This is a genomic window from Paraburkholderia sp. GV068 (assembly GCF_003058125.1).
Lineage (GTDB): Bacteria > Pseudomonadota > Gammaproteobacteria > Burkholderiales > Burkholderiaceae > Paraburkholderia > Paraburkholderia graminis.
Genome location: NZ_QBUB01000002.1, coordinates 445,350 through 461,716, shown reverse-complemented (window position 1 = coordinate 461,716; position 16,367 = coordinate 445,350). Strand labels below are relative to the sequence as shown.

The 16,367-nt window shown below is 61.4% G+C and carries 18 protein-coding genes; all 18 read right to left on the bottom strand.

Going from position 1 to position 16,367, the window contains the following annotated elements:
* Positions 1 to 200: 200 nt before the first annotated feature.
* The 18 genes from C8K18_RS06995 to C8K18_RS06910 all read right to left on the bottom strand — a co-directional run bounded on the left by C8K18_RS06995 (position 201) and on the right by C8K18_RS06910 (position 16,220).
* Positions 201 to 566 carry a DUF3658 domain-containing protein gene (locus C8K18_RS06995; RefSeq protein ID WP_107707055.1) on the bottom strand — a complete coding sequence of 122 codons (366 nt, stop codon included), beginning with the start codon at positions 564 to 566 and terminating at the stop codon, positions 201 to 203.
* A gap of 80 nt (positions 567 to 646) precedes the next feature.
* The gene (locus tag C8K18_RS06990; protein ID WP_107707054.1) at positions 647 to 1,318 is read right to left on the bottom strand and encodes a glutathione S-transferase; all 672 of its coding nucleotides are present in this window, start codon (positions 1,316 to 1,318) and stop codon (positions 647 to 649) included.
* A 90-nt stretch (positions 1,319 to 1,408) separates the two neighbouring features.
* A complete protein-coding gene (locus C8K18_RS06985; protein ID WP_107707050.1) occupies positions 1,409 to 2,632 on the bottom strand; it encodes a dienelactone hydrolase family protein in 1,224 nt (407 codons plus the stop codon).
* A 43-nt stretch (positions 2,633 to 2,675) separates the two neighbouring features.
* A complete protein-coding gene (locus tag C8K18_RS06980; RefSeq protein WP_107707049.1) occupies positions 2,676 to 4,316 on the bottom strand; it encodes an AMP-binding protein in 1,641 nt (546 codons plus the stop codon).
* Between the two features lie 61 nt (positions 4,317 to 4,377).
* The gene (locus C8K18_RS06975) at positions 4,378 to 4,773 is read right to left on the bottom strand and encodes a RidA family protein (RefSeq protein WP_107707047.1); all 396 of its coding nucleotides are present in this window, start codon (positions 4,771 to 4,773) and stop codon (positions 4,378 to 4,380) included.
* Positions 4,770 to 5,213, bottom strand: coding sequence for a thioesterase family protein (locus C8K18_RS06970; RefSeq protein WP_107707045.1), 444 nt, complete (start codon positions 5,211 to 5,213; stop codon positions 4,770 to 4,772). Before C8K18_RS06970 ends, C8K18_RS06975 begins: the two co-directional genes overlap by 4 nt.
* Complete coding sequence (locus C8K18_RS06965; RefSeq protein ID WP_107707044.1) at positions 5,210 to 6,442, bottom strand: acyl-CoA dehydrogenase family protein; 1,233 nt, start codon at positions 6,440 to 6,442, stop codon at positions 5,210 to 5,212. Before C8K18_RS06965 ends, C8K18_RS06970 begins: the two co-directional genes overlap by 4 nt.
* A gap of 1 nt (position 6,443) precedes the next feature.
* Entirely contained in the window at positions 6,444 to 7,295 is an 852-nt protein-coding gene (locus C8K18_RS06960; protein WP_053859831.1) for an enoyl-CoA hydratase family protein, read from the bottom strand.
* Between the two features lie 31 nt (positions 7,296 to 7,326).
* The gene (locus C8K18_RS06955) at positions 7,327 to 7,899 is read right to left on the bottom strand and encodes a MarR family winged helix-turn-helix transcriptional regulator (protein WP_029967140.1); all 573 of its coding nucleotides are present in this window, start codon (positions 7,897 to 7,899) and stop codon (positions 7,327 to 7,329) included.
* The gene (locus C8K18_RS06950) at positions 7,896 to 8,669 is read right to left on the bottom strand and encodes an SDR family NAD(P)-dependent oxidoreductase (RefSeq protein ID WP_107707043.1); all 774 of its coding nucleotides are present in this window, start codon (positions 8,667 to 8,669) and stop codon (positions 7,896 to 7,898) included. The genes C8K18_RS06955 and C8K18_RS06950 overlap by 4 nt, the downstream gene beginning before the upstream one ends.
* A complete protein-coding gene (locus C8K18_RS06945) occupies positions 8,666 to 11,038 on the bottom strand; it encodes a bifunctional salicylyl-CoA 5-hydroxylase/oxidoreductase (RefSeq protein ID WP_107707041.1) in 2,373 nt (790 codons plus the stop codon). The genes C8K18_RS06950 and C8K18_RS06945 overlap by 4 nt, the downstream gene beginning before the upstream one ends.
* 111 nt (positions 11,039 to 11,149) lie before the next feature.
* The gene (locus C8K18_RS06940) at positions 11,150 to 11,893 is read right to left on the bottom strand and encodes an SDR family NAD(P)-dependent oxidoreductase (RefSeq protein WP_107707039.1); all 744 of its coding nucleotides are present in this window, start codon (positions 11,891 to 11,893) and stop codon (positions 11,150 to 11,152) included.
* Positions 11,894 to 11,925: 32 nt separating this feature from the next.
* Positions 11,926 to 13,062: an amidase gene (locus C8K18_RS06935; RefSeq protein WP_107707038.1), complete on the bottom strand. Its 1,137-nt coding sequence runs from the start codon at positions 13,060 to 13,062 to the stop codon at positions 11,926 to 11,928.
* A complete protein-coding gene (locus C8K18_RS06930) occupies positions 13,059 to 13,574 on the bottom strand; it encodes a nuclear transport factor 2 family protein (RefSeq protein ID WP_029967133.1) in 516 nt (171 codons plus the stop codon). The genes C8K18_RS06935 and C8K18_RS06930 overlap by 4 nt, the downstream gene beginning before the upstream one ends.
* A gap of 4 nt (positions 13,575 to 13,578) precedes the next feature.
* Positions 13,579 to 13,959 carry a hypothetical protein gene (locus C8K18_RS06925; protein WP_053860789.1) on the bottom strand — a complete coding sequence of 127 codons (381 nt, stop codon included), beginning with the start codon at positions 13,957 to 13,959 and terminating at the stop codon, positions 13,579 to 13,581.
* Positions 13,960 to 14,010: 51 nt separating this feature from the next.
* Positions 14,011 to 14,385, bottom strand: coding sequence for a tautomerase family protein (locus C8K18_RS06920; RefSeq protein WP_044020373.1), 375 nt, complete (start codon positions 14,383 to 14,385; stop codon positions 14,011 to 14,013).
* Between the two features lie 54 nt (positions 14,386 to 14,439).
* Positions 14,440 to 14,940, bottom strand: a complete 501-nt coding sequence (locus C8K18_RS06915) for an aromatic-ring-hydroxylating dioxygenase subunit beta (protein WP_029967127.1) — start codon at positions 14,938 to 14,940, stop codon at positions 14,440 to 14,442.
* Positions 14,937 to 16,220 carry a Rieske 2Fe-2S domain-containing protein gene (locus tag C8K18_RS06910; RefSeq protein ID WP_029967125.1) on the bottom strand — a complete coding sequence of 428 codons (1,284 nt, stop codon included), beginning with the start codon at positions 16,218 to 16,220 and terminating at the stop codon, positions 14,937 to 14,939. Before C8K18_RS06910 ends, C8K18_RS06915 begins: the two co-directional genes overlap by 4 nt.
* Between the last annotated feature and the right edge of the window lie 147 nt (positions 16,221 to 16,367).

The window sequence follows — 16,367 nt, the reverse complement described above, 5'->3', positions numbered from 1 at the left end:
CGCGCTAATCATGGGGCGACGGCTTCCCGTCTCCCGTTTCGTACCACCGTACTCCCGACGCACGCGGCGCTTCATCACGCGGGTTGCCGGTGCCGATCTCAACCGAGCGCTGCAGGCAGCGGCGCAGTCGCATCACTTCCTAGGTTGTTGCGCGGTTCGCGCACACGGCTGGGATAGCATGCACTGCGTGCGGCGGCGCATCAGCGCTCACTCGTGCACTCGCCACTTGTCGACCGCGGCAACCGGACCTCGCTATAGCCCATGCGCTTCAGATCGCCGACCGCCTCGACAAGACCCTTCTCTACCATCAGCCTTATCCGCTGCGCGTAAAAGACATCGCCCAAACCCGGATATAACGACTGGTCGGCGAATTCGCTAATAGTCGTACCCACGACTCTCGCAACCTTCCGCCAGTTGTCGACAATGTTAGCAATGGTTGCAGCATCTATGGCATGCAGATCTGCTTCCGTGAGGCGACTGACCGCTTCCTGCTGTGCAGCGGTCAACGGCGGATTGTCGCCGTGCGGGTCGTAGTCTTCCGGGTATTGATGGACTGACTTGATCATCCTGCGGGTGTCCTTTGTTCTTTTTGAAATCGCGGGAGTTTAGTGCAACGATGCATTCCGCGCCATGGCTCGTCACCCGATCACCCCCCACCCACAACCCCATACTCCCCACCCCTCTCCAAAGCCCGCCGATACGCCGCGCGCGCATGAATCCTCTGCAAAAACGCAGTCACAGCAGGCAGCCGCATCCCACCGCGCGCCGTCGCCGCCTCAAGCGGAAAACTCATCTGCACATCGGCGGCAGAAAACTCATCGCCAGCAAACCACGTGCTCTTACTCAACTGCTCCTCGATATACCCAAGATGCAGCTTCAACTGCGGATCGACGAAACTCGATTGCAGCGTCCCCGCGATCTTTCGCGCGATCGGCTTCGCAAAGAAGGGCATCGGCGCACTCGCGATACGCAGCGCGATCAGCTTCAGCAGCAACGGCGGCATCGCCGACCCTTCCGCGTAATGCAGCCAGTACGTGTAACGCAAACGCTCGGGGGTGCCGGCCGCTGGCGCAAAGCGCCCCTGTCCATACTTGTCGACCAGATATTCGATAATCGCGCCCGACTCGGCAATGGTCAGCCCATCATCAGTAATGACCGGCGACTTGCCGAGCGGATGCACCGCGCGCAACTCGGGCGGCGCGAGCATCGTTTTTGGATCGCGCTCATAGCGCTTGATCTCGTACGGAACGCCGAGTTCTTCGAGCAGCCACAAGACGCGTTGCGAGCGCGAGTTATTCAAATGATGGACAGTCAGCATGGTCGATAAACGGTGGCCAATGGAACGTCACATCATAGGGCTATTGTGCAGAGGCGGGCCTCTAGCCGCACCCTTGCACGAAACAAAGAGTCACACGCGCGACTTCGCTCCCATCAACTCATTAGAAGGCAAGCTCTCATCGAGCAACTTACGCGCGCTTTCAATCCCCGCCACCGGCAATCCCTCGGGATCGAGCAAGCCCACCTGCACCAGCACACTCGCCTGATCCCAGTAGATATGCTCGTTATAAAGCTTGTCGCCGCGGAAGCACACCACAGCCAGCATCGGCACTTCAAAGTACTTTCCCGTCGGCGCAACACCCGGCAATAGCCAGTCGATTTCGCAGCTATGCGTGCAACTGAAAATGAATTCATCGACGATACGATCCGCGCCGATAGTCCGCGAAATCGGAATCAGCTTCGTGTCGGGCGGATTCGAGTTAACGAAGTGATGCGTGTAAAAGCGCTTGAGATTGTCATGACCGACACCGCCGGTCATCGTCGGAACGTGATTGACGTAAGGCTCGGCGACCATCGTCGGCATGACCGCTTCCACGTCGCGCGTCGCGAACTCGTGATAGCAATGCGCTTCCCACAACGCGTTGAGATCGTAGACAGGCCCGAGTACTTTGCGCAACAGCGCCAGCGTGCGCGAATACGCCATCATTGCAGCAGGCTTGTCGTATTGCGGACGCGCAGGCGCGGCAAACGCATGATCGCAACCGGGGTACACGTACTGCTCGATTTGCGGACGCGTGCGCAACGCAGCGCTGATCCGCTCGCGCGTTTCCGGCGGACACATCGCGTCGTTCCCGGGGAAGTGAAACACCATCGGACAACGCACAGCCGGTACTTCGTCCAGATACGCATCGAGGCCCACGCCGTAGTAACTCACCGCGCAATCCACATCGGTACGCGCCGCGCTCAGAAACGCGAGCTTGCCGCCGAGGCAGTAGCCGACCGCGCCAACCTTGCCGGCCTGCTCGGGCATCGCGCGCAACGCGGCAACGGTGGCCGCGATATCGTCGACGGCAAGGTCGGTGTCGAATTGCGCCAGATAGTCGAGCGCCTGCTTCATGTCGGCGTCGCCATAACCGAGTTCGATGCCTGGCTTGATGCGCCAGAACAGATCGGGCACCAGCACCACATAGCCTTCTTCGGCGAAGCGCTCGGCCGTCGCCTTCATGGTCTCGTTGATGCCGAAAATTTCCTGCAGCAGAACGAGCCCAGGGCCCGAGCCTTGCGCCGGACGCGCAACGTAGGCATTGAAACGGCCGCCGTCCTGGGCGACAACTTCGATGAAAGAGCCGGCCATGCGTGTGTCTCCTGACGTCTCGTAAGATTTGCGAGGAAGAGGGCTACGCCATCGTACGCAATTCGAACCGCTTGAGCTTGCCTGTTTCAGTGCGCGGCAGTGAATCGACGAACACGATAACGCGCGGATACTTATACGGCGCCACCGTATTCTTCACGAATTCCTGCAACTGTGCGACGAGTTTGTCGTCGGCTGTATAGCCGGGATTGACGACGATGAACGCCTTCACGATCTGCCCGCGCGTGTCGTCCGGCACGCCGATCACGCCGCATTCGGCCACGGCTTCATGTTGCAGCAACACGCTTTCCACTTCCGGACCGGAGATGTTATAGCCGGCTGAAACGATCATGTCGTCGGCGCGCGCCTGGTAGAACACGTAGCCGTCTGCGTCGATATAAACTGAATCGCCCGGCAGATTCCAGCCGTCGCGCACGAATTTCAATTGCCGTTCATCGGCGAGATAACGGCAGCCGGTCGGCCCGCGCACCGCGAGCTTGCCGATGGTGCCTGGCGCGACCGGTTGCATCGCGTCGTCCACGGCTTGCACGACGTAGCCCGGCACCGCGCGGCCAATGGCATGCGGGCGTATCTCGCTGCCCTGCGCCGAAATAAAAATGTGGATTAACTCGGTGCCGCCAATTCCGTCGATCATGTCGATGCCCGTCGCGTCGTGCCATAAACGCCTCGTCGAATCAGGCAATGCCTCGCCGGCCGCCACGGTTTTCTGCAAGCTCGACACGTCATGATGCGGAATGAGCGGCGCCATCTGCCGATAAAAAGTCGGTGCGGTGAACATGATGGTCGCGTGAAAGCGCTCGACGGTCTGCAACAACGTCTCGGGCGTGAGTTTCTCGATCAGTACCGTCGACGCCCCCACGCGCAGCGGAAAACACAGCAAGCCGCCAAGCCCGAATGTGAAAGCGAGCGGCGGCGTGCCGCAGAAAATATCGCTGGCGGAAGGGCGCAACACATGACGCGGAAACAGATCGCACATCGCCAATACGTCGCGATGAAAATGCATGCAGCCTTTTGGCGCGCCTGTCGTGCCGCTCGTGAACGCGATCAGACAGACGTCGTCGGCTGCGGTATCGCATGCGGTAAAGTCGTCGGGCTTATTGACGGCGAGCGTATCGAGCGAATCGGCTGCGTCGTCATGAAACAGCAGCGTTTGCTTTAACTCCGCGCAATAGAATTCGTCTTGCGGATCGGTGCAGCGCGCGAGTTCTTCGGTCAGGCGCGCATCGCAAAGCGCGGCGCTCGCCTGCGCCTTTACGATGATCTGCTTCAATTCCTTTGCGCGCAGCAGCGGCATGGTCGGCACGACAACGAGTCCGACTTTGAGCGACGCAAGCATGGCGACCGCCATCTGCAACGTATTAGGCCCGCGCAACAGAATGCGATTGCCAGGGTGCAAACCCATTTCATCGACGAGTACATGCGCGCTGCGATTGACCATCGCGAGCAACTCGTTATACGTGGTGGCGCGCGGCTCGCCGTCCACCAGCGACCAAACAGCCGGACGCTCGCCGTGACCTGCTTCGATCGTGCCATCGAGCAACTCCGTTGCGCAATTGAAACGCGCCGGATAAGCGACGTCGGGGTTGTCCAGCAGAAAAACAGGCCATTGATCCTGCGGCGGAAGATTGTCGCGCGCGAAAGTATCGACGTGTGCTGACGGTTCCATCGTGGTCTCCCCGGTATCGAGCCGGCTCCATGCGCTTCAGTTGACGAGAGCTTGCGTGTCCTTACTGCGGAATGACGGCGGTGGCTTCGATCTCGACCTTGGCTTCGTCCTCGATCAACGCGACGACTTGCACCGCGCTCATCGCGATGTCGTAGTCGCCGATCAACTCGCGAAACGCGCGGCCGATTTCCTTCAATGAGTCCAGGTACGCGCGTTTGTCGGTGACGTACCACGTCATTCGCACGAGATGCTCGGGTTTGCCGCCGGCTTCGTGCAGCACGGCGAGTACATTTTTGAGCGCCTGAATCGCCTGGCCGGCGAAGTCGTCGGTCTGAAATTGCGCCTGTTCGTCCCAGCCGATCTGGCCTGCAATGAACACTTGCGTGCCGGTTGCCGCGACGCCGTTTGCGTAACCGCGTGGCTTGATCCAGCCAGCGGGAAGAAGTGCTTTTTTCATGAGCGTTGCGCCTCGCTGAATTCGGGCTGGGGAGCAAACATCGCGAGTGCGTTGGCGATGTCGGTGGGAATGTCGATCGAGCGGCAGCTTTCAAGCGATGTCGTCACGAGTACCTGTTTCGCGCGGAAACGTGTCTCGCCGTTGCAATGACCGAGAATGTCGATGCTGATCGAGCGGCGGCCGATTGCGCTCACGCTGAGCGTCAACATGATCGTTTCGCCCATCTGGCTCGGCCGCGAGAACTCGCAGTCGAGCTTGACGATAGGCAACCCGATGCGGCGCTGGGCGATCATCTGCGCATAGTCGATGTGCAAGCCCTCGTTGAACCAGTCTTCGACGAGCGCATTCGTCATCACCAGATACTGCGGAAAGAACACGATGCCCGCAGGATCGCAGTGCGAAAAGCGGATACGTACGGGCCTTTCGAAGTGCGTGGTCATTTCGCGCTCTCTCCAGCGGCGGCGCTTGCGGCTGCGTGCGCCTTCAACAGATCACGGCCGACGATCAATTGCTGCACCTCCGTCGCGCCTTCGTAAATGCGCAGCGCGCGAATCTCGCGATACAGCATTTCGACCGGCACGCCGCTTTGCACGCCCATACCGCCATGAAGCTGCACGGCGGCGTCGATGACCTGTTGCGCGCCTTCGCTCGCGTGCCATTTCGCCATTGCCGCTTCGCGTGTCACGCTTTCGCCCTGATCGCGCAACCAGGCCGCGCGATAGACGAGGAGCGCGCTGCTGTCGATGGTCAACGCCATCTGCGCGAGCTTCGCTTGCGTCAGTTGAAAGTCGGCGAGCGTCTGGCCGAACATCTTGCGCGACGCGGCGCGCGCGAGTCCTTCGGCCATCGCATGCCGCGCGAATCCGAGCGACGCGGCCGCAACCGACGTGCGGAAAATATCGAGCGTGCGCATGGCGAGTTTGAAGCCTTCGCCAGGCGCGCCGAGCATCTGGCTGCGCGGCACGCGTGCGCCCGCGAAATGCAGACGCGCGAGCGGATGCGGCGCAATCACGTCGATGCGTTCGGCGATTTCGAGTCCCGGCGTATCCGCGTCGACAATGAACGCGCTGATGCCGCGCGCGCCCGGCGCTTCGCCGGTGCGTGCGAAGACGACGTAGAAATCGGCGATGCCGCCGTTCGAAATCCACGTCTTGTCGCCGCCGAGTACGTACGCGTCGCCGTCTTCGCGCGCAGCCAGCGACATGGCGGCGACGTCCGAGCCCGCCTCCGGTTCGGACAACGCAAAGGCCGCAATCCCGGTGCCGTTCGCCACGCGCGGCAAGTAGCGCGTTTTCTGTTCATGCGTGCCGCCGAGCGAGATTGCGCCTGAGCCGAGGCCTTGCATCGCGAGTGCGAAATCCGCGAGGCCCGAATGTTTGGCCAGCGTTTCGCGCAGCAGACAGACCGCGCGCGTGTCGATGGTGTCGCCGTGGCCGCCGTAAGCGACGCCGCCGACGCCATACTTAAGCCATCCGCTTGCGCCGAGTTCGCGCACGAGCCGGCGGCAGGTCGCATCGACATCATCGCGCTCGACGTTTGCCGTGTGTTCGGCATCGGATAAATTCTCGCGGCACCAGGCCTCAATGCCCGCAGCCAGTTCCCGATGACGCGGCTCGAAAAAAGGCCACGCAAGCGCGCTATGCAAATCGATGTGCTTATCGGCGCTCACGTCAATCTCCCTCGAACACAGGGCGCGATTTCGCGGCGAACGCCTGATATGCGCGCTCGAAATCGCGAGTGCTCATGCAAATGGCCTGCGCCTGCGCTTCGGATTCGATCGCCTCGTCAATGCTCATGCTCCATTCCTGGTGCAGCATCTTCTTCGTGATGCCGTGCGCGAATGTCGGACCGGCGACGAGATCGGCGGCGAGTTTCTGTGCTTCTTCAAGAAGCTCGGCGGGCTCGCAAAGCCGGTTATAGAAACCCCATGCATAGCCTTCGTCGCCGCTCGCTGAGCGTCCGGTGAAAAGCAGTTCGGCGGCGCGTCCTTGACCGATGATGCGCGGCAGGATCGCGCAAGCGCCCATGTCGCAACCCGCGAGACCGACGCGCGAAAACAGGAAGGCGAGCTTGCTGCGCGCGGTGCTAAGGCGCATGTCGGACGCCATCGCGAGAATCGCGCCTGCGCCGGCGCACACGCCGTCGACGGCGGCAATCACCGGCTGCGGACAATGGCGCATCGCTTTGACGAGGTCGCCCGTCATGCGCGTGAAGAGCAGCAGTTCGGGCATCGGCAGATCAATCAGCGGCGCGATGATGTCGTGCACGTCCCCGCCCGAGCAGAAGTTCTCTCCTGCGCCGTGGATCACGACGGCCTTCACGTCGGTCGCATACGCTAGCTGGCGGAACAGGTCGCGCAACTCCGCATACGATTCGAAGGTAAGCGGGTTTTTGCGCTCGGGGCGATTGAGCGTGATGGTCGCGACTTTGTTCGCGACCGACCAGCCGAAGTGCCGCGCTTCGTAATTCGCGAGTGTGACGCGGTTGCCTGCTAATAGCGCGTCGGCGTTTGTTTGTGACATATGCGTGTGTCCTCCTTGAATGCGCGAGGCCTTAGTCCTTGAGACTATCCAGCAGATGCTTCTTCAACTTGCCAAGCCGCTGATGTGTGCGCGACTTCTCCTCGAGACTCAAGCCGCCGAACAGCTCGACAACCCATTGCTCATGCGCGGCCGCCATCCTGTCGAACGCTTTGCGGCCCGCAGGCGTGAGGCACACGCTAATCGAACGGCGATCGTTCGGATCGTTATCGCGCGAGACGAGGCCTTCTTTTTCGAGCTGATCGGTAATGCCAGTGACGTTGCCGCCCGTCACCATCAGCCGACGCGAAAGTTCGGTCATCTTCAACCCTTCAGGATGACGCTCGAGTTGCGCCATCAAGTCGAATCGCGGCAACGTGGTGTCGAATTCGTTACGCAGACGCTTGCGCAATTCGGCCTGCACGAGGTTCGTCGTGGTCAGCATGCGCAGCCACAAACGCAAGCCCATGTGACTGTCGGCGCCAGTGCTCATTTCCAGATCCACGACGTTCTCCGCAGGTTTCGCGACGCCTTTGCGCGGCGCTTTGGCTTCTGCAGCCTTCGCGTCGCCGGCGGCAATCTTCTTGATGTTGGATGACTTGCTCACATCACTTCTCCACCGGCGATGGAAATGGACTGCCCCGTGATCGCGTCCGAGCCCGGTTGACACAGCCACAGCACCGCATTCGCGACCTGCTCCGGACTCACGAAACGATGCTGCGGATTCGAGCGAAGCAGACTCTCGCGCGCCTGTTCTTCCGTGCGCGAAGTCTTGCTGGTGATTTGTTCGAGCGACGCATGCAGCAGTTCCGTTTCGGTGTAACCGGGACAAACCGCATTGACGGTGATGCCTTTGGTCGCGACTTCGAGTGCAAGCGAGCGCGTAAGACCGATCACGCCGTGTTTCGCCGCGCAATACGCGGCCACATACGCATAGCCGATTTGCCCCGCTGTACTCGCCACATTAACAATGCGTCCGTTCTTGCGTTCGAGCATGCCCGGCAACACTGCACGCGTGCCGAGAAAGACACCGGTGAGATTCACGTCGAGCATGCGCTGCCATAGCGTCATGTCGGTATGCGTGAACGGCGCGGCCTGGGCCTGGCCCGCGTTGTTGATCAGTATGTCCACCGCGCCCGCTTTACTGAAAGCCTTCGCGACGGACTCTTCTTGCGTGACATCGACGGTGATGCTCGCGACGTCGCCCAATGTGTGGCATTTTTCGCGTTGCATCTCGAGCCGCTCCGCATTGCGGCCCATCAAGGTGACGCGCGCGCCGGCGCGCAGCAGTGCTTCGGCAATAGCGGCGCCAATGCCGCTGCCGCCGCCCGTGACGACAGCATGTTGTCCCGCGAGTGACGAGTGGTTTGAATTCACGTGGTTCCTTCCGCGCGCTGTGCGCGCTCTTGCGCCGACAAACCCGCATTGGCCACAGCCTGTGCGCGTTCACGTTCCAGGTTGCGTTCGAGTTGCGACTTCGCGGCGATGTATTGATTGGGCCACGTTACGTCGAAATAGCCTATCTTTGCGGCCTCATTCAACGTCCACGATGGATTGGCGAGATGCGGACGCGCGATCGCGCACAGGTCGGCGCGGCCGGCGGCGATGATGCTGTTCACGTGATCCGCTTCCGAAATCGCGCCCACGGCGATGGTCGCGATGCCCGCTTCGTTGCGCACGCGATCGGCGAACGGCGTCTGAAACATGCGGCCATAGACGGGTTTTTCTTCCTTGCTGACCTGACCCGACGACACGTCGATCATGTCGGCGCCCGCGGCTTTGAATGCGCGCGCGATCTGCACGGCGTCGTCGGACGTCGTGCCGCCTTCGACCCAATCGTTCGCGGAAATACGCACGGAAATGGGCTTGTCTTGCAGCCACACCGCGCGAATGGCCCTGAAGATTTGCAGAGGATAACGCAGACGATTTTCGAGCGAGCCGCCGTATTCGTCGGTGCGATGGTTAGTAAGCGGAGACAGAAAGCTCGACAGAAAATAGCCGTGCGCGCAGTGCAATTCGAGCCAGTCGAAGCCGGCTTCCGCAGACATTTGCGTTGCGCGCACAAATTGGGCTTCGATTTCGCGCAGGTCGTCGTGTGTTGCTTGGCGCGAATGCTGGCTGACGCCGCGCAGATACTGCTGCGGCGATGCGGAAATGAGCGGCCAGTTGCCTTCGTCGAGCGGCTGATCGATGCCTTCCCATGCGACGCGCGTCGAGCCTTTTGCGCCCGAGTGGCCGAGCTGAATGCCGATCTTCGCATCGGACTGACGATGCACGAAATCAACAATGCGCTTCCACGCGGTGAGATGCTCGGGCGCGTACATGCCGGGACACGCTGGCGTGATGCGCGCCTCCGGAGACACGCAGGTCATTTCCGTCATGACGAGCGCGGCGCCGCCCATTGCGCGCGCGCCGAGATGCATCAGGTGATAGTCGCCGGCAATTCCGTCGACGGCCGAGTATTGCGCCATCGGCGACACCACCACGCGGTTTTTCAGCGTGACGCCGCGCAACGTGAACGGCGTGAACATGGGCGGGACCGAATGCTTTTGCGGCGCTCGCTCGACGCCCGAACGCCGCGCGAGCCAGTCTTCGAAACTGGACACATACCGCGCGTCGCGCTCGCGCAGGTTCTCGTGCGAGATGCGCTGCGAGCGCGTGAGCAGCGAGTACGCGAACTGTTCGGGCTCGAACGATGTGTAGCGTTCGACGTGCTCGAACCATTCCGTCGAATTGCGCGCGGCGTTCTGAATGCGCAATACGTCGACGCTGCGCACTTGCGTGTAATGCTCCAACGCAGCATGCAGATCGTCGCGATGCGCGCCGATGCTGTTGGCGAGCTCGATCGAATCTTCGAGTGCGAGCTTGGTGCCCGAGCCGATCGAGAAATGCGCGGTGTGCGCAGCGTCGCCCATGAGCACGACCGGCGTTTGCGTGCCGTCTGCGTTGCTGCGCCAGTGCACCCATTCCTCGTTGACCACGCGCGGAAAGCGAATCCATTGCGATGAGCCGCGCAAATGCGCGGCGTTGGAGAGCAGCGGATTGCCGTCCAGGTACTTCGCGAAGAGCTTCTCGCAGAATGCGATGCTTTCTTCCTTGCTCATTTCGTCGAGTCCGGCGGCGCGCCATACGCGCTCCGGCGTTTCGACAATGAACGTGGACGTCTCGTCGTCGAAACGATAGGCGTGTGCCTGAAACCAGCCGAATTGCGTCTTTTCGAATGCGAAGGTAAACGCGTCGAAGAGCTTTCGCGTGCCGAGCCACACGAAGCGGCAATCGCGCATGTCTACGTTCGGCTTATAGGCCGACGCGTACTTCTGACGAATGGCGCTGTTCGCTCCATCGCACGCGACGATCAGGTCGGCTTCGTACTGGGTGTCGTCAGTGACCTGCGTTTCGAAGACGAGCTTCACGCCCAGTTCCTCGCAACGCGCCTGCAAGATATTCAGCAGACGTTTGCGGCCGATGCCGCAAAAGCCGTGACCGGACGAGCGCACTTTGCGTCCGCCGAAATGGATTTCGATGTCGTCCCAGTGATTGAACGCGTTCAGTATTGCGTCGGCGCTTGGTGCATCGGCGGCGCGCAGATTGCCGAGCGTCTGATCCGAAAAGACGACGCCCCAGCCGAAAGTGTCGTATGGACGGTTGCGTTCCACGACGGTGACATCGTGCGCCGGGTTGCGGCTCTTCATCAACAGGGCGAAGTACAACCCCGCCGGGCCGCCGCCGATACAGACGATGCGCATGCTGTTCCCCACTGTGGACTTTGCTGTGGGGTTAATTTAGGTCTAGATAGTTTAGATGTCAAGTAAAAGACGTTGCGAGACCAGGCGGCCAGCCCACGATCCGCTCAACGCTTAACGCATGAAAAGCCCGCCGTTGATGTCCCAGCAAGCACCGTTGGTGAAATAGGCATCTGGCGATGCGAGCAGCACGGCCACGTCCGCGATATGAGTTGCAGAGCCGAGGCGCCCCACCGGAATGCCGGCGATGATCTTCTCCAGCTTCTCTGCCGGTACGGTTTCATGAACGATGGCCAGATCGAGCGGACCCGGCGAGATAGCATTGACAGTCACCCCAAGCGGGCCGAGATCGCGAGCGAAAACTTTCGTGAGCGTGAGAGCGCCGCCTTTTGCCGCGGCGTAATGCGCGCCGGTCGCCGAGCCGCCGTTTTGTCCCGCGAGCGAAGCGATATTCACGATGCGCCCTGCGCCCTTTGTCGCGAAGTGCTGTCCGAAAACCTGGCAGCCGAACAGCACGCTGCGCAGATTCACGTCGATGACCTGATCGAACTGCTCGGCCGTAATGTCCATGACCGGAACGATTTTCGATGCACCCGCGTTGTTCACGAGCGCATCGATCGCGCCCCAGCGCTCGAGCATCGCATCGCGTGCGGCCTCAAAGTCCGCCTTCGATGTGACGTCGAGCCTGATCGCAAACGCACGCGATCCATCGCTGCTCAGTTCGCGGGCGAGCGCTTGAGCGGCGTCGACGGCAATGTCGCCTAACGCGACCCGATACCCGGCATCGAGAAAGCGGCGCGCGAGCGCTGCGCCCAATCCTCTCGCAGCGCCTGTAACGAGTACGACTCTACTGGACATAAGCGCGGCTCCTCAATGTGCGTTCGACGCGCTCAGCGCATCAACATGGCTTCGATATGTGCCGCAACCGCGCACACCGTTTCATCTTCGCCCGTGCGACCCACGACCTGCAATCCCGCTTTAAGCGACGACCCGACGATCGGAACCGGCAACGTGAGCGCCGGATGTCCGCTGAGATTGAAAGGCCGGATAAGCGACGACATGCCGATCACCGACGTGCCGGCGCGCGCCGCTTCGATCGTAATCGGCAGCGCGGGCATTGTCGGGAGGATAAGCACGTCGGCTTGCTCGAGCGCGCGGTCGACCTCATCGGTGAAGATGTGGCGGATACGTTCGGCCGAATCCAGATCAGCCGCTTTGGTGTTCGCCGCGGCACGCAGGCGCGCTTCGATGTCCGCGCCGAGCTTGCCGCCGTCGACGAGATGACCGAACGCGCGCCATGTCTCCGCGTTGATGACCGCAAGACCTGCCGCGAACGCATCGCGCATGGATGGCAGCCGCACGTCATGCGAGCCAAGTTCGCTGCGTGTCACGGCGGCCGCGATGGCGCGACTGATTTCGCCATCGGCTTCGACATCGAGCATGGCGATGCGCGTGGTTCTTGCGTCGCGGCGCGCACGGTCGACTTCAAACGATGGGTCGATGGTGAGCATCACGTCGATAGTCGTCTTCATGTCGCGCGCGAAGGGACCGACGCAGTCGAGCGTGGTAACCCGAGGCGACACGCCTTCTCGCGACACGCGCCCGAACGTCGGCTTGAATCCGATCACGCCACAGCATGCAGCGGGGCCGCGCACCGAGCCGCCGGTATCTGTTCCGAGCGCGGCATCGACGAGCCCGAGTCCAACAGCCGACGCGGAGCCGCTCGACGAGCCGCCCGGAATGCGCGCCATGTCTTGCGGATTGCGCGGCGTGCCGCTGAAGTCGTTAATGCCGGTCATGCCGAACGCCAGCTCGTGCATGTTCGTTTTGCCCGTGATGCGCCAGCCTGCATCGAGCAGCCGCTGCACAACTTCCGCGTGACGCGAGGCGGGCGGCGTATCGGCGAGCGCGCGGCTTGCAGCGGTCGTTGGATAGCCGGCAATATCGATGCTGTCCTTGATCGCGATCGTGGGCGCATTCGCGCGCGGTTGCGCGATGAGATCGAACTGTTGCAGGAAAGCGCTCATGCGCACGCTCCTTGAACGGGGTTGACGTGCCAAGGCGCACTGAACAGACGCTCGGTGCGGAAGTGGCGAATCAGCCAGTTATCGTTGTCGCGCGGCGACGGCGTGAAATCCACTTCGAGGCGTGCCGAGATGAGCTCGGCGTTGGCACCGACATAGCCGGAAGCCTGCAACATGACCCAGCGGCCTTTGGCTGTATCGCCGTCTACTTCGATATGCTCGCTCGTCAGAAAATGAACGTTGGTCGCGAAGTGCGGCGTGGGCGGCAGATAGCGTTGCAACATCGCGACGATGTCCGCCGGTCCCTGCAAGCGGCCGAACTTGTTCGCATACTGCGGGCCGATGCCTTCCCACACGGCGTCATCGGTGAACAGCGCCGCGAGCGATTCGTGCTCGAGTGCGCGCGCCGGTACATCGCAGAGTGCCATGTACCGAGCGATGGTGTTGCGCACGGCGTTTTGCGCTTCGAGTGCGTGCAGGCGCGCCTGCAGTCGTTCGAGAGTGATGTCGATCATCGCGTCATATATCTTTGCTGGCGGAGACAGGCGGCGCGGTCAGTGGTCGGCCTACACGCGCTTCGATCTTGCCGTAGCGCCAGAGGTTGTATCGGCCGACAGGCGTCGTGCGATACAGATTGCAGACCGCAACGGCGGTGTCGAAGTCGGCAACATCGGCCATGATGTAGAAGGTCCACGGCGCGCCGTCAGCGTTGCCGACGACCAGCCTGTCGTCGTCCATCACGCCGAGCACGCGTACATTTTCCATTGCTTCAATCGCGGCGAGCATGGTGCTGTAGGCTTGCCATACTTCACCGATTTCGTCGCGCGGCAGGTCGAAAAAATTCTGCGTGACGCCGCAGCAAAACAGCACGCGCAACGGTAGTTCTCGAGTGTCGGTCATCATGTTCTTTGGAGTGACAGCGGGTTGGTGAGCCGCGCACGCATCGCGTCGCTATCGGCCCAAAGCGCGAGCGGTTTTCCCGCCAAGACCGAAATCCGTATTCGGAATGTCCTTGATCATCACGCGCGTGGACTGCAACGGCACGTCAAGCACGGCGGCGCTCGTTTCGCAAAGCTGTGCGATCAGCGCTTCCTTCTGCGCGTCGGTGCGGCCCGCGATCAGTATCGCGACGATCACCGGCAACGCGGCTGGCGTGAGCTTGCCGCCCAGCCCGATATTGGATGCCGGCAACTCCGACAATAGAATGCGTACGGACTCGGCGGGCGCGCCGATGGCATCGACGGTAGCCTGCGTGAGGCCATGAATGAGCGATGCCTTGCGGTCGTCGCTGTGACCTTGCGGCAAATAAACTTCGAGTGTCGGCATGATGAAAAGGCGAAAGCGCATCGGCGCGTGCATGTGCCGATGCGCGATTGAACATCAAAGCAGGAAGCCGATCGCGTTCAGCGCTTCCGTCGAATTGATCAGGCGGATGACTTTCTCGACGAGACGCGGCTCGCCGTCGGCCATGCTGATCTTGTGCGTGAGATCGGCCGCGAAGATCGTCGACACGCCACGCTTGTACGCGATGATGATCTGCGAAGACTTCACTTCAACGAGGTCCGCGCTCTCCGACGACCGCGTGAAGCGCGATACCGTGCGGACCGTGCGGGCGGCATCGGATGCGGATGCCGAGTAGCCCGACGTCATGCGTTGCACGCGCAATTCGCGCATGTGCTGGTCGTCGAATGCATAGTTGAGCGTGGATGCGTAGTCGGTCGTATCGGGATCGATCGGCACGACATAAACGCCTTTCGGGTCCCACATCTGCAACCACGCGTGATAGTCGCGCCGGTCGAGAAGCTCGGCTTCGCGCCAGATAAACTCGATCGCGCGTGCAAACGTCTGGTGCGAGAAAAGTGCGTTGCGCTCGTCCATCATGCTTGCTCCATCATTGCGCGCCATTGGCGGTACGCTTCGCGCATGCCGGTTTCGTCGGTTGCGTGCGCGGTTTTTTCGCCGTTCGGCGCGGTCGTTTCGCGGTTGAGGCCACGGTTCACGAGAATCGGTACGTCAGGGCCCGCGTACGAGCCGCGCTGCACGCGTTCCCATGCTTCCGCGTCGTCGGGACTGCCGAAGCCAAACGGGCCCTGGAAGTGCTCGTGTATGCGCAGGCGCACGCGGTTCGCTTCTTCGGGGCCGCCGTCCATCGCGAGCGCGACGTGACGAATCTCGGTTTCTTCCGCGGAGATCGGGCGCAGCACGCGGAAGAAAGCCATCGACAACGCGAGGTTCGGGAACAGATTCAGATTGAAGCCGACGCCCATCAGCGATCGCACAATGCGGCGCACTTCTTCCGGCGTGTGCTTGTGCGCGAGTTGCGCGGCGAGTTCGTTAAAGCGCTCGGGCAACGGCGCGCCGTCGTCCTTATCCAGATCGACGATCTCGGGCACCAGCACCGCGAGGCTGTGACCATTGCCGAGCGAGCGGCAAAACGCGTCTTCGCTCGTCATGAAGCTGGTGATGGCGGCGGCGGTTTCGTCGTCGATCGACTTCATCCACGACTTGTGAACGACGGGGAAGTGATACAGGTCGGTCGTGTTCTCGAGCTGAATCTTCCAGTTGCCCTTGAACTTGAACTTGTGCTCGCCGTTGGCCTTGATCGGATAGCCGGCGCCTTGCTTCATGAAAAGGTCGATCCACGGTTTTGCACCGCCGAGGAAGTCTTCCAGCGATTCGATGTTTTCGTTGAAGCTCGCGAAAATCAAGCCCTGGTACACGCCGACGCGCAGCTTCTTGAGCGGCAGATCGCCTTTCTCGCAAACGCCTTCGTAGCCGTCGCCATAGGGCAGCGCGCGCAGTGTGCCGTCGAGTGCATACGACCAGCTGTGATACGGGCACGTAAAGCCTTTTGCATTGCCCTTGTGCTCTTCGCACACGGTCGCGCCGCGATGACGGCAACGGTTCTGCAGCACATTCACCGCGCCCGTCTTGTCGCGTACGACGATGACCGGCTGCCGGCCGATCGTCGTCGTCACGAAGTCGCCTGGCTTCGGCAACTCGCTGTCATGCGCGACCCACACCCACGTCTTGTAGAAAATGCGCTCAAGTTCTTCTTCGAACAGTTGCGGATCGTAGTAAAGCGAAGGCGCGATGCGGTCGGCTTCCGCGCGCTTCGCGAGCGCGCTGGTGTCGATGGTTTGATAGGTCGGCGTACTCATCGTGATCGTGGGGAGGTTGAGTGGCTGAGAGGGGAGAGGCAGCGCGACGTGAGCGCATCGTCTCGTTGACATCAGTCTCGCTTTGCGAAGATCATGCGTCAAATCGATTAAAAACAGGTCGCCCGATAAACGCGGCCGATTTAACGC